The sequence below is a fragment of the Mesorhizobium sp. P2_E10 genome (assembly GCF_056404235.1).
The window spans coordinates 432,248-446,612 of sequence record NZ_JBFUEK010000002.1; the positions used below are offsets into that span (position 1 = coordinate 432,248).

Annotated in this window: 6 protein-coding genes; 4 read left to right on the top strand and 2 right to left on the bottom strand. The window is 62.6% G+C overall.

Features of this window, described 5'->3' with window-relative positions:
* Positions 1-15: 15 nt before the first annotated feature.
* A complete protein-coding gene (locus AC1D0N_RS06865; protein WP_477242678.1) occupies positions 16-4,098 on the bottom strand; it encodes a Pls/PosA family non-ribosomal peptide synthetase in 4,083 nt (1,360 codons plus the stop codon).
* Positions 4,099-4,505: 407 nt separating this feature from the next.
* Complete coding sequence (locus AC1D0N_RS06870; protein WP_477242679.1) at positions 4,506-9,689, bottom strand: NACHT domain-containing protein; 5,184 nt, start codon at positions 9,687-9,689, stop codon at positions 4,506-4,508.
* 215 nt (positions 9,690-9,904) lie between these two features.
* Here AC1D0N_RS06870 and AC1D0N_RS06875 point away from each other — a divergent pair, with 215 nt between their 5' ends.
* The 4 genes from AC1D0N_RS06875 (at position 9,905) to AC1D0N_RS06890 (ending at position 14,348) form a co-directional block, all read left to right on the top strand.
* Positions 9,905-10,942 (top strand): LacI family DNA-binding transcriptional regulator, encoded by a 1,038-nt coding sequence (locus AC1D0N_RS06875; protein ID WP_477242680.1) that lies wholly within the window; start codon positions 9,905-9,907, stop codon positions 10,940-10,942.
* A gap of 118 nt (positions 10,943-11,060) precedes the next feature.
* On the top strand, positions 11,061-12,302 hold the full coding sequence (locus tag AC1D0N_RS06880) for an ABC transporter substrate-binding protein (protein WP_477242681.1): 1,242 nt from the start codon (positions 11,061-11,063) through the stop codon (positions 12,300-12,302).
* Between the two features lie 268 nt (positions 12,303-12,570).
* On the top strand, positions 12,571-13,491 hold the full coding sequence (locus AC1D0N_RS06885; RefSeq protein WP_477242682.1) for a carbohydrate ABC transporter permease: 921 nt from the start codon (positions 12,571-12,573) through the stop codon (positions 13,489-13,491).
* Entirely contained in the window at positions 13,491-14,348 is an 858-nt protein-coding gene (locus AC1D0N_RS06890; RefSeq protein WP_477242683.1) for a carbohydrate ABC transporter permease, read from the top strand. The genes AC1D0N_RS06885 and AC1D0N_RS06890 overlap by 1 nt, the downstream gene beginning before the upstream one ends.
* Positions 14,349-14,365: the final 17 nt, after the last annotated feature.

The window sequence follows — 14,365 nt, forward strand, 5'->3', positions numbered from 1 at the left end:
GGATGTCTGCGGTCGTCAAGCCGATGCCCTGGAACCATCTCCCGTCACCGGCTCGACGAACCGATGCAGCTTGGCCGGGTTGCCCCGCCAGATCGAGTTGGGTTCCAGCTCTTCGCCCTTCATCACGAAGGAGTCCGCATCGACCATCGAGCCTTTGCCCATCACCACGCCATAGTGGACAAAGGCGGAAGGTCCGAGCGTGCAGCCATCGCCGATGCGGATGAAATCCGACTTGAACGCGCCTTCTTCCAGCGAATGGGCCTGGATGACGCAGCCCTCATTAAGCGTCACGTCATCGCCGATCTCGACCAGCGAACGCTCGGTCAAATTGCTGCCGCCGTCATAGACTCGGGCGCCGACCTTGACGCCGAGCAGGCGCAGGATCATCGGCCGGAACGGCGTGCCGGCAAACAGGCGCACGATCGGCGAATCCGCCAGCTTCCAGTGGCGTTCGTGGCGCCAGAAGGCGACATCGTAGATCGTCGTCATCTGCGGCTTCAGGCGGCGGAAACCAAGGCTTGCCCGCTCGACCAGGATGTAGAACGGAATGGTGATCGCCGAGGTCAAGATCACGGCGACGAACAGGGCGACCTCAGCCCATTCGGTATAGTAGTTCAGCGCCCGGTCCCAGATCGCCAGCGTGGCGAACAGCATGACCCATTGCGTCGCCACGAACAGCAGGATCGTCACCAGATTGTGGCGGTTCTTGAACGGGATGCGTTGGCGCCGGTCTGCCTCGTCGACGCCGGCGATAAGCTCCTTGTCGCGGTTGACCATGCGGGGGATCTCAAAGGCAGGCGAACCGAGGAGGCCGACATTCTCGCGCACCGGCCCGTCGATCGGGATCATCACCTTGGTGCCGAGCAGGACGTTGTCGCCCGTGCGTCCGTCCGGCGGATAGTAGATGTTGTTGCCGAGATAGTTGCGCTCGCCGATGCGCGTCGGCTCGAGCCGGAAGGCGGAAGCCGACTTGTGCATGTTGATCATGAACAGCCCGTCCGACACCATGGTCTCGGTGCCGATCTCGCACAGAAGCGGGTTTTCGTGCTGCTGGTTGCTGCCGAAGTTGGAACCGGTCTGCACCACCCTGTTGAGGTTCCAGCCGATGGCGCTGATATAGTGCACGATGGCCGAGCTGTCGCCGAACAGCAGCCCGAGCACGCGGGAATTGCTGGTGAATTCGGCGACGGTCTGCAGCCAGTAGCGGAAGCCATAGAGCGTGTAGGTGCGGCCTGGCTTAAGCAGCAGGCTTGTCAGGCGCGGCACCAGCGTCGCCGCCAGGAAGGCCACCGCGATGTAGCCGAAAAGCGTGACCGTGGTGCCGATCGCGACAAGACCGATCGTCTCCTGATAGTCGTCGCCGACATATTCCCAGTAGCTGTGGAACAGGAGCGGCAGCGGCGTGACAAGGCCAAACAGGCCGACCAGCTGGAGGGCTTCATAGAGGAAGCGCCGGACCTGGTAAGGATTGACGTTGCGCACCTTGCAATAGTCCGCCGTGGTCGGCACCGCCGGCGATCCATGCCAGCGCTCGCCGTCCGGGATGCTTTGACCGCGGTGCAGCGACGACGAATGGCCGAGCTGGGCGCCGTCGCCGATCCTGGTGTCGATGTCGAGCGTGGAACCGACGCCGACGAAGGCATCGCGGCCGATGGTCAGCGGCCCGGTGTGGATATAGCCGGACTGGGCCCTGAAGCCGAGGATCATCGATTCCTTGCGCAGGATGGTGTTGGCGCCGATGGAAATGAGATCCGTGCAGACGGGCACGGATTTCGATTCGATGACGGCGTTTTTGCCGAGCTTGGTGCCGAGCAGCTGCAGATAGAGGCTGTAGAGCGGGCTGCCGCGGAACAGCACGACGGGCGCGGTGCGGATCAGCGTCTTGACCACCCAGAAGCGGAAGTAGCGCTGGCCCCAGATGGGAAACACTTCCGCCTTCCAGCGGCCGATGAGCGCCCATTTGGCCAGGACGGCGAAGCCCGACATGCCGAAGAACACGGCGGCCGAAAGCGCCACGCACCTGAAATAGAGCTGCAGCGGTTCGTCGAGCGCGTCATACATCCAGTTGAGGCCGTCATTGATCGCCCACAACGCCACGTAGCTGTAGAGGCAGTAGAACAAAAGCTGCGCCGCGCCGCAGGTCCAGTAGGCGAGGTTCGAGGCCCGGCGGGTGAGAACCGGCTCGTTGGTCGCCGTCGTCATCTCTTCCGCAACGCCCAGATGCTGCGCCAGGCGGGCGACGGTCGGAAAGAGATAGATGTCGCGCATCGACGTCGTCGCCCATTTCTTACGGGTGCGCACGCGCGCGCAGAAATGCGCCATCAGCAGCGAGTTTGCGCCGAGATCGTCGAAGAAGTGGTCCTCGACCGACACCGCGTCGAATTTCAGCACCGTGGCCAATGCTTCCGCCAGGAAACGCTCGTCCTCATTGGTGGGCGCCACCATCGCGCGATCGGCCGAAAGTCGGACGCTCGTCGGCTTCGGCAACTGGCGCAAATCCACCTTGTTGGAGACCGTCATCGGGATGGCCGGCAGTTCCTCCAGATAGGCGGGCACCATGTAATCCGGCAGTCGTCGCTTCATCGTCTGGGCGAGATCCCCTCGGGAAATCGCCGCTACGCCGGTTTTAAGCGCGTAATAGGCAACGAGCTCGACGCGGCCGGGCTCGATCTCCCAGGTGGTGACGGCAGCTTGCGCGATCTCCGGCTGGTCGAGCAGCACCGCCTCGATCTCGCCGAGTTCGATGCGATAGCCCCGGATCTTCACCTGCGTGTCGATGCGCCCGGCATATTCGATCTCGCCGTTGTCGTTGATGCGGCCAAGGTCGCCGGTGCGGTAGATGCGCTGCGACGGGTTGTTCGGCAGGCCGAGGAAATCGGCAATGAATTTCTGGTCGGTTAGGTCGGGGCGGTTGAGATAGCCGACGGCGAGTCCGATGCCGGCAATGCCGATCTCGCCCAGTTCGCCGGGCTCGGCAAGCTGCGGCAGCGAAGCGTCGAGAATGACGATCGAGTAGGTCGGCAACGGTGCGCCTATGGTCACGGACTTATCCGGCGTCAGCGCCCCCATCGTCGCGGTGACGGTCGCCTCGGTCGGGCCATAGGTGTTGAGGATCTGCCGGCCCGGCTTTGACCAGCGCACCACCAGATTGTGCGGGCAGGCCTCGCCGCCCACCAGAAGCGTGCGCAGGCTGGGCACGTCCGACGTCATCGACGACAGCAAGGTCGGGCTGCAGGCCATGCAGGTGATGTCATGAAGGCGCAGGAAATCCGCCAGTTCCTCGCCCACCAGCGGCATCTGGCCAGGCGCGGGCACCACCGTCGCGCCGGCGACGAACGGCACCCAGATCTCCTCGGAGGAAAAGTCGAAGGCAATGGTCATGCCCTGATAGACCCGGTCGCCCGGCCGATAGCCGTAGGAGGCGGCGGCGACGTGGATGAAGTTGACGAAACTCTGGTGCTTGATGACCACGCCCTTGGGCTTGCCGGTGGTGCCCGAGGTATACAGGATGTAGCAAATGTCGTCGGCCATCTTCGCCTGCGGCTTCAGCGGCGCGGGCGACTGGGCGGAGATCTCGGCGGCGGCGCTGTCGATCAGCACATGGGGAACCGGCAGTTGACCGGCGCGCGACGCATAGGCGGCGATGGTGACGATCATGCTGACGCCGGCGTCTTCGATGATGAGCGCCATCCGCTCCTGCGGAAACGCGGTGGCCAGCGGCACGAAGGCAGCGCCCGCCTTCATCACCGCCAGCAACGCGACATAGGTCTCCGCCGACCGGTCGAGAATGAGCCCCACCCGGTGACCCGGCCGCACGCCATGCTTGATCAGCATGCGGGCGAACTGGTTGGCGCGGCTGTTCAGCTCCTGATACGTCCAGACACGCCCGTCGGAGATCACCGCCGGCAACGCGGCGAAGGTGACGGCGAGCTGCTCGAACACCGTATCGAGCCGCTCACCCGGCTGCCGGGCAAAGTCGGCGCCCGTCAGGACCTGGCCGGGCGCGGCCTTTGACGGAGCGATCCTTGCCAGTGCGAGGCCGTCGATCGGCGTTGCCGCGTCGCTGTCCAGTCCGGCGATATCGAAGTCCATTTCCATACTCTTTCGTCCTGGCCGGGCAACGCCCGGCTGTTCCCGCTCGAGCAGGCCTTTTCAGCCCTGCCGCCGCTGCGATTGTTGGTGGAGGACCGACGCTGCCAAAAAGGAACACCCCGGAATCCCGACCGCGGCAGCTTATGCCACCCGATCTTTTCGCCAGTTTTTCCGAACTGTTGAATTTTGTTTCTGGAGTGTGTCTGGGCGGGGATCTGGCGCGCCGCTTGTTGGTTCTTGCGGGGAGCGCCATACTTGCTCGTTGGCGTCGAAACGGCGGCAATTGGCCAAGATCGGCGCTTGCGGCGCAGCGCAGTGCAGCCAAAGGTAATTGTGGGGAGCGGGCTTCACGCTCTCAACGGCTGATTTCGGCGTAATATATGCAATTGGGAGGGGTAGCCGTGCTTGGTGATCTAGCCGAGGCTACTCGCGGCCAACAGTTCTTCGACCTCGCGCGCCGAAGTCACCCCTGCCTGAACCAACACGTCGAGACTATCCACCAAAGCTTTTACCTGACCGGCATCAGGCCGGCCCGTTGCCCCATCGGAAAGTACATCCTTCAACCAGCCGCAAGCACGGCCTCCAATATCGCGACCCCAGAAACTCGTGTCAGGACCATAGGCGGAGCACCACGCTCCCAGGGCGTCAACCATATGCGGCAACAGAGCGGGATGCCGCGATGTCTCGATGAGGTCGAGAAACAAAACGGCCAAATAGCCTGAACTGGCAGCGCCCGTGACCAGACCCGTAAGCGTCGGCATGACCGCTTCGAGACCATCCCAGTTGTCTGGAATGCTGGGGCGAAGTGACGGAAGGATGCCGGATCGCTGGAAGAACATAGCCGTGAACGCATCGGCGGCATGGATCTCGGTGGTAAACTCCTTCCTCCGATTCAGGTGTTGGTAATTCCGCGTGGTCTTCAACCGCTCGGCCAACGCGATGCGCATGGCCGCTGGATAGGCTGGCTTTGTCGCATTGGAGGACAATACGGCGCGGTCGAAACCTCTGAGGAGGCTGGCCATTCCATCATGGAACGCCTCATCGCCGAGTTCGGTCATGGGCTGGACGAAGCTTTTCATCGCCTGCTCATTCGGCAGAGCCGCGCACAGGAATCCAAGATAGTCGTAGAACATACCGTTCCAGGTAAATGGTCTGCCCTCAGGCTCGCGCTCCTCGTCACCCGAAGCGTTGGCTCCGAGGGTCCATGCCATCAGGTGCTCGGTTAGCGGCACAAGCCAATCCGGAAACCTGCCAACGGTGAACGGAATCAAGTGGGATACGATTTCGGCCAATCTCTGCTCGCTGGCGTAGAGGTCCGGCGGTTCCGCACGCGGTTTTCGGGGCTTCTCCGCCGTAAACCCGGGCAATTGGAGATAACGTTTGGGACGAGTGAGCCAAGGAGGGAGCGTGGGCCAACCTGGCTCCTCACCTTGGCCGGAAAGCCAAGCAATCTCGGCGGCAACAGCCGCTTCAATCCTCCTCGCATGCACCTGCTCAGCAGCACGCTTCTCCGACTCCGTATCGCGGCGACGCGGATAGCTCGAGCTGGCCAGCATGATACGGATGATTGCTGGCAAGATCCTGTCAGCTCTCCAATCCACAAACGCGCTGCCAAGCGCATTCGTGACCGGGAGGCTGGGATTGGCGGCCAAGGCCAGCAGCTTGTCCCGCACAGCGACAGTTGGATCCGAGCGATAGATGGCGATCAATCCGAGAGCGGCGATTGCGACCTTGTCGTAGATGATCTGGTTGTTTCCATAGCTCTCGCGGCCTGAACCTTTGGCGGCTCGATCCAGAACATCCTCCGCCCAGGCAAGGGTTTCGGCACGATCGCCTCCCTGGTAATCACGGGCTGCGAGCGCTGCGGCCATGACAACGGCGCGGCGGTCCCACTCGGCGTCAAACTCATCGCGGTCGGTGTCTTCGGAAACCGTTGCGAGGTCGTCGGGTTGTTGCTTCGCCCAGGCAATCCCTTCTGCAACGACCTCCGGGGTGGAGCGTCCCGGATCGGTCAACGCGTGCTCAATAGTGACGCGAATGTTGAAGTGTCGGGTGCTTGCCGCCACTTCTGCGGCTTTTTCGTCCATCAGCCGCTGTTCGTCCGGCTCCGGCACATATTGGAGAAACTCTCCCGTCGAACCGTCTTCATTCTCATAGATTCCGGATTGCCAGTTGGCTGGGTCCATCATGCGCAAGGCGCGATTTGCCAACGCATGCAACCCTTGGATCGGATCCTCGCCGTCCGGCGGACGCTGCCAGATCTCGTTCCTGGCCTGCTCAAGCGACTTGAGAAGCGCCTCGGCCAATTCGGGTTTGGCAATGAACACGTAATAGGGGAACCCCATCACTAGCCGGGTTCTGCGGGAGGGGCGCGCGTCAAGATCGGTACGTTTCACTTTCGCGGTCGCCGGCTCTCGCTCTGAAGCGAGGAAGCGGTCGACACCTGTGATATCCCGAACGTGGCGATGCTCATCGAGCTTGAGAAGTTCGGGGGCTGCTGCCAGCGGCCAGGCCACGTCGCGGAAAACCGCCTCGTGCGACAAAACAAGGTCGACGGCGACCGCCAGGAAGGCAACGCTCGAACCATCCGGCCCCAAAACATCATCGAGTATTTGGGTCGGCGCCACGCCCGTCTCGATCCGGCTATGGCCCCACGCCTCCAAAGCCATCAAAGCCGACGTGATCATGTTGCTCGGAACAGGGACGCGTGGCCAGCCATAAACGCTGGCATCGCCCTCGAACGATTTTGAACCTTCCGGAAACGCGATCATAATCCGGGGGAACGGCACGCGGTCCTTGGCGTAATGCCTGCGAAGCCAGTCGGTCGCATGTTCGACAATGCGGCGCACCAAACGCAAACCTTCGTCGGGCACCTGTTCGAGGATTTCGAGGAACGGACCTTGGCTTGGCGAGGCTGGCATAAACAGGTGTTCATGAATACCAAATGGCGTCAAATCCTGAGAACTGCTGTAAAGGTCCCGCCGTTTTGCCTTCTCGATCACGCCGCCGAGGAAGAAGTCCACGAACTCGGCCGGCGCAGCCTTCGCAAGGGCGCCACGGCCCTTCAGGAGGGCCTCGAACTCTCCATGCCTTGTCTCGCCGGTATTCACGGTCGCAAGGTATTGTTTGGCGGCTGCCGGATTGACCAGTGCAAAGGCACAAGCCGTCATCCGAACGAGCGCATGCACATCGGTGATGTGCGGGATTGTGACAAGCGGCGGTTTGTCGTCTCCCTCATGAAACATGCGCGGCCGCACGGCCTCGTCGATCAGCGCCAGCCATTCGAACAGGATCGCAACAATCTCGGCATTTTTGGGAAGCTGAAGCACATGGGTCGCCATCAGCCAGGCTCTAAACGCGGTGGCGACTTCCGGAATCGTCGGCTGCGGAAGCGATCGGGCATTGAGCCCAAGCCACGCGATCAGGGCTGCCCATCCACGGCCCGTCGGATACACGAACTCCCCGGCTCCGGGCGGAACTGGCTGACCAGGCCGCACCTTTGCAAAAACTTCGGCGTAAGTCTCTGTCTCGGCAATCATCATCAGCCGGACCACCTCACGCAGCACGCGGCCATCTTGCGCCAGCAGTACCTTATTCATTGACTGCAAATACTGCGCAAAACGCTCTGAACGCGGCAGGGCAAGGAGGACTGGACGCCGCCAACTGCCGTGCGCCGTGTCAGCTGACACCAATTGAAGAAGGTTGTGCCACCGACCTCCGGTCTCATCGCTCTCCAAAGCAACGCTGGCCGCCATTTCGAGGCCACGGGACAAGGCAGCAGGCAAAGGCGCATCCTTCGCCAGCGCCTCAATCCGTTTTGAATCCTCGTCCAGCATGAAGCCTAGGGTCCAATCCCGTAGGACATCGTGCCGGAACGCGACTTCCGCGCCGCGGATTTCTTCGCGAATGGCATCGAGGCGCAGCAGTTCCGCCACCACTGCGGAATCGAGGCTGTCAGCCTTCGAGGCGACCAGTGTCGGCTGCGCCAAAAGATCAGCGCCCATCGCGCGCAACGCTCTCAAGCGCCCCCACCGGCCGCCATCTTCACCGCGACCGCCGCCGTAATCCCACCAGAGACGGGCCAGATCAATTTCAGAAGAAACTTCGGCTTGCTGTCCTGTGGTCAACGCAACCATTCGCGAGAGGTAGAACAGGTTTCTGGCAATGCTCTTGGCCGGATGGTCCTTCTCCAAGAGCACCGCGAGGGCCGCGTTCTGCTCGGACAGTTGCTCGGCCTCGTCGTCCGAGATATCCGGGACTTTAAGTACCGCCATATCCGGCAGCAGCCCCGGCGGAAGCCATGTTTTCCAATCCGAACCGGCTTCATTGCTGGTTACAACCGCGTGCCAGCCTGGGTATTTCGCGACGGCCGCCAGCAGGTCGGTGACGGTCGACCGGTCCTTCCCGTCGTCGACCTGGTCGATATTGTCGATGAACAGGGTGGTGCCACCACCCGCTGCAAGTTCATTGAAAAATTGGTCAGAAGGAACGGTACAGCCGATTTCGTGGGCCATACGGGGCCAACCACCCGGTACGATGCGGCCGTTGCGCAGGACGATGATGCGTCCCTCTGGGATCAGAAGCTCGGCCAAGTGCTTCAAAACAGACGACTTACCGGCGCCGGGAGCACCTACAATGTTCAGAACGCGCGTCCGTCCCAGCGCCTCACAGGCTTCTTCGATCAGTGCCGCCCGGGCGAGCCGCACGCCGCCGACCTCATTGCCGATTTCGCCTAGCGCCAACTGGGCGCTATCGGCCAACAGGGCCATCGTCCCCTTTAAATCGGCAGCCTCGCCAAACCTGAAGCCTTCTTCGGCTGACAGTTCGTTGATGACGTCGGTTCGCGTTTGGGAACCGCTTCCCCTGGCCGACTCTTCTGCGTTGACGATCAGGCGGGACCAAAGGTCACCTGCGCGGCTGGCCTGGTCAGATGCCAGCACGAACCGGCACCGTTCCCGAGCCCTGTGCTCATAGTCAGACCCGACGGCCTCAAAATCGAACACGAGCACCTGAAGCCGCCGCAGCAAACGCCACACCGTTTCATCGTTAGTTGGCGCGCCATGTCCTTGGAGATTGTCGGTGAAGACTTTGACGAAGCTGCGCATCGGGTCGGATGCGAAGCCCTTCCGTCTGATATTGGCCATAAACGAGGCGGCGTCAGGCCGTTGCCGTGCCCAGTGCAGGACCTCCTGGACCGCCTGCTCAATTCGCGTCGTCGTGCGCGCGATGGCCACCGCCGTCTCATAGCGTCGGGTCTCGAACTCGGGCTTCTGTGCGACTTGCCACAGCTGTCCAACGACGTCTGCAAATTCGCTGTCGCTCGCCGTGAACGTCAGCGTTCGCTTGGCCTGGATTTCCAGCGTTGCCTGCGAACCATCCGCATTCGTTGCGTGTATCACGATGTCGTCGAGCGGATGTCCTGCGATTCTCTGCTGCAGGGCAACAGACTGTATCGACGCGCCGACAAGGCCGCGCGGCTCAGCATCTGCCAACATGCACAAAGTGAAATAGGCTCCCACGCGCACCTCAAATTGCCCGCCAGCGTTGGCGCTGGCAGCAGGAGGAGCAACTCGCGACTCTGTTTTTTCATCAGACACAACTCATTGTGTTCCCGATCTGTTCGGCTTGCAAGGGGATGGTGTTCGACGAAGTGGAAGAGTCCATTCGCCCCTTGCCATTCCCAAATTCTCATCCTAGTCTCCTCCTGAGAAAACGTTTTCCCAAATCTACGGCACCCATCGATCCCCCACCTCGACACGCCACAGCCCAGTAAGAGAAAACCTTTTCCCAACTGAGAGATTCGCCACCAACCATGCCCTCCGACACGCCAACACCCGCCAAACAACCCGTCACCCTGCGTGAAGTCGCGGCGATGGCTGGCGTCAGCGTGGCCACGGCCTCGAAGGCGCTGAACGGGCAGGGGCGGATGACGGCCGAGACGCGGCAGCGCATTCGCGAGACGGCGCAGCGGCTTGGCTTTCGCCCCAACAGCCTGGCGCAGAGCCTGCTGCGGCGGCGCTCCTTTACCGTCGGCCTGTTGACCAACGACACCTATGGCCGCTTTTCGCTGCCGGTCATGTCGGGCATTTCGGATGCGCTGGTCGATGCCGGCGTCTCGGTGTTCATGTGCAATGTCGAGGACGATCCGCGGCTGGCGCAGCTGCATGTCGAGGCGATGCTGGACAAGCGCATCGACGGCATCATCGCCAGCGGCAAGCGCATCGACCGCCATCTGCCGGTCGACCTCGCCAATCTCGGCGTTCCCGTGATTTACGCCTTCAGCCAGCCCGATCCCGGCGCCATCGCCTTTGTCTCGGACGATGCCGGCGGCGCGCGGCTGGCGGTCGAGCATTTTTGCCAACTCGGGCGGCGGCGCATTGCCCATGTCACCGGTCCCGCGAGTTTTGCCGTGGTGCATGAGCGGGCGCAGGCTTTTCGCGACGTACTGACCGAGCACGGTCTCCCAGTGACCGAGCCGTTGCTCGGCTCGTGGTCGGAAGCCTGGGGGCATGACGCCGTTGGAAAACTGTTCGACGGCAAGGGCGAGAAACCCGACGCCGTCTTCTGCGGCAACGACCAGATCGCGCGCGGCGTCATCGATGCGCTGCGCGAGCGTGGCCTTGGCGTGCCTGGCGATGTCGGCGTCATCGGCTTCGACAATTGGGAGATCGTGGCCGAGGCAACCCGCCCGCCGCTGACCTCGGTCGACATGAACCTGGCAGCGCTCGGCCGCGAGGCCGGCCTGACTCTGCTTTCGCTCGTCGGCGGCCAACCCGCCGCGCCGGGCATTCGAAAACTGCCGTGCCGGCTGGTGGTGCGTCAGTCATGCGGCCGCCCGCCGGGCGGTTGAGACCAATGCATGTCGCCCAAAAGTGTTCAGCGGTTTTGGGACAACGACATGCATCAAACGAAAGGCTGCGCGGGGAGCGCGGCCACAGGGAGGAGAAGAAACCATGAGGAGGAGAACCATGAAGACCATGATCGCCGGGCTCGCCTTTGCGAGCATTCTGGGCACGCTGGCAACAGCTTCAGCCGCCGATACCGCCAACATCTGGGTTCGCGCTGACGGCTCGAACTTCATGCCGCGCATCGTCGATGCCTTCAACAAGGGCCATGAGAACCAGATCAAGCTGGACATCATTCCCAATGCCGAAATCATCCCGAAATATGGCGCTGCCGCCGCCGGCGGCACGGCGCCCGACGCGCTGTCGCTCGACCTGATCTACACGCCGTCCTTCGCCGCCGCCGGCCAGCTCGAAGACATCACCGACTGGGCGAAATCGCTGCCCTATTTCGCCAGCCTGTCGCCGGCGCATGTCAAGACCGGCACCTACAAGGACCACATCTATGGGCTGCCGTTCTCGGCCGACGCCTCGGTGCTGATCTGGAACAAGAAGCTGTTCAAGCAGGCCGGTCTCGATCCCGACAAGGGCCCGACCAACTGGGCCGAGATCGCTGCCGACGCCGAAAAGGTCAACGCGCTGGGTGGCGACATCAAGGGCTTCTACTTCTCCGGCAATTGCGGCGGCTGTAACATCTTCACCTTCACGCCGCTGATCTGGGCCTCGGGCGGCGACATTCTGAGCGAAGACGGCTCGAAGGCGACGCTCGACAGCCCGCAATTGCGCGGCGCCATCGACCTCTACCGCTCTATGGTCAAGAAGGATCTGGTGCCGGCCGGCGCGCAGACCGACACCGGCGCCAATTTCTTCGCCGCCTTTGCCGGCGGCAATATCGGCATCTCGCCGTCCGGCGCTTTTGCCATCGGCGCGCTCAACACCCAGTATCCAGACATCGACTATGGCGTCACCTTCCTGCCGGGCAAGGACAGCGGCTGGTCGTCCTTTGCCGGCGGTGACAATTTCGTCGTCACCAAGGGCACCAAGAAGCTCGCCGTGGTGAAGGAGTTCCTCGACTTCGCCTATTCGCTCGAGGGTCAGACCATCCTGGCCAAATACGGCAGCCTGCCGGTGCGCGGCGACATCGCCAAGGACGCGCTGAAGGATCTCGATCCGCGCTACCAGATCGCCGCCGAAGCCATGGCCAAGGGTCGCACGCCCTATTCCGTGGTGTTCAACGATCTGATCAACTCGGCCAACGGTCCGTGGACGCAGATGATCAATGAGGTCTTCTTCGGCGACGACGTCGATGGCGCAATAGCGAATGCACAGGAGACCATGCAGTCGATCATCGACCAGGCGCAGAAATAAGGACTGGCCGGCGGCAGGGGTGGCGCAACGCCTTTGCCGTCAAAAGTCCTGATCCGGTCGCCCGTCCGTTCTCCCTGGACGGGCGGCCGGACATGCAATCGCCCTACCTCCCCCTTGAGGGGAGGTCGGACCGCAGGTCCGGGTGGGGTCGTCTCGGCAGTGCTCGACGTTCCTTTTTCGTCGGCGCACTGCGCAGAGGACCCCACCCCCGGCCTTCGGCCGGACCCTCCCCTCGAGGGGAGGGGACCACCGCACCCGGAGCCTACCTATGACCGCCATCACCACCACCCCGCCACGCGCCAGAAAGCTGGTCGGCGCCGGCCGCCGGCAGTGGATCGGCCTGCTCTATGTGGCGCCGGCCGTGGCGCTGGTCGTCGTGTTCTTCATCATCCCGCTGTGCATGACGGCGTGGATGTCGCTGCACAACTGGCCGCTGATGGGCGAACATTTTTATATCGGCTTCGACAATTACCGGGCGATCCTGCGCGACAACCGCTTCTGGAACGCGCTGAGCTTCACCGGCTACTACACCGTGATCGTGACCATCGTGATCTTCGCCGTCGCCTTTCCGCTGGCGCTGTTCATCGAAAGGCCGCGGCCGCTGACCGGCTTCTACCGGACATCCTTCTTCATGCCGGCCGTCGTCGGTTTCGCCTCGGCCAGCCTGCTCTGGTCGTGGCTGCTCAATGTCGATTCCGGCCTGTTCAGCCCGGCCGCCTTCGACCTCGGCCTGACCGCGAAAAAGTTCAACCTTTTGGCCACCTTCCAGCCGGCCTTCTGGTCGATCATCGCCATGGTCGTCTGGAAGGTGGCGGGCTTCACCATGATCATCCTGATGACCGGGCTGCAGTCGATCCCGACCGATCTGCAGGAAGCCGCGATGATCGACGGGGCAGGGCCGTTCGCCCGCTTCCGCGCCATCACCTTGCCGCTGATGCGCCGCACGCTGGCGCTGGCGCTGATCCTGTCGGTCGCCGGTTCGATCCTCGCCTTCGACCAGTTTTACATCATCCTGCGCGGCGGCCCGCGCAACCAGACGCTGACCGCCGTCTACTGGATTTTCAACCAGTCCTTCGTCTCGTTCAAACTCGGCTACGGCGCGGCATTGTCGATGATCCTGCTGGCTATATTGGTCGCGCTCAGCCTGGTTCAGCTATGGCTGCTGCGCAAACCCGAGGGCATCGACTGATGGCGCAGGCAAGAAGCCGCAGGAGCCGTCTCGGGCTCAACATCGCCGAGCATTCGACCGGCATGATAGCGTCGGCGCTGTTCATCGCGCCGATCGTCTGGGCCGTGCTGTCGACCTTCAAGCCGGCGCAGGAGGCGCGCCAGCCGCCGCTGCCGCCGTGGCCAACGACTGGCTTTTCGATCGAGAACTACCGCACGCTCAACACCTTTGGCGACGGCCTCTGGCTGCCGGCGCAAAACAGCCTCTATGTCGCGTCGATGACGGTGGTGTTGTCGGTGATCGTCAGCGTGCTCGCCGGCTACGGTTTTTCGCGCTTCCGCTTTCCCATGAAGGACCTGCTGTTCATCGTCATCCTGTCGACGATCATGATCCCGTTCCAGTCGATCCTGACGCCGATCTTCCTGGTGCTGACCAAGATCGGCCTGCACAACACGCTGACCGGGCTGGTCCTGGTCTACACCACGCTGCAATTGCCGTTTTCGATCTTCATGATGCGCAACGCCTTTGACGCGGTGCCGCGCGAGATCGAGGAGGCCGCGCGCATGGACGGCGCCAACAACGTCACCATGCTGTTGAAGGTGATGCTCCCGCTGGTCTGGCCGGGCATCGTCACCATCGCGCTGTTCGCCTTCCTCGGCGCCTGGAATGAGTTCCTGGCTGCCCTGGTGCTGATGACCGACCAATCCAAATTCACGCTACCGATCATGATGACGGCGCTGCAGTCCGGCCGCTTCGGCGCCATCGACTGGGGCGCGGTGCAGGCGGGCGTCACCGTGATGATGGTGCCGTGCCTGGTGCTCTTCCTGCTGCTGCAGCGCTTCTACATCCGCGGCCTGATGGCAGGGGCTGTGAAATGACCAATATCCAACGGAGT

Excerpts from the sequence above, each read along its gene's own strand:
- AC1D0N_RS06865 (WP_477242678.1), bottom strand. The coding sequence starts at position 4,098 with ATGGAAATGGACTTCGATATCGCCGGACTGGACAGCGACGCGGCAACG.
- AC1D0N_RS06880 (WP_477242681.1), top strand. The coding sequence starts at position 11,061 with ATGAAGACCATGATCGCCGGGCTCGCCTTTGCGAGCATTCTGGGCACG.
- AC1D0N_RS06875 (WP_477242680.1), top strand. The coding sequence starts at position 9,905 with ATGCCCTCCGACACGCCAACACCCGCCAAACAACCCGTCACCCTGCGT.
- AC1D0N_RS06885 (WP_477242682.1), top strand. The coding sequence starts at position 12,571 with ATGACCGCCATCACCACCACCCCGCCACGCGCCAGAAAGCTGGTCGGC.
- AC1D0N_RS06890 (WP_477242683.1), top strand. The coding sequence starts at position 13,491 with ATGGCGCAGGCAAGAAGCCGCAGGAGCCGTCTCGGGCTCAACATCGCC.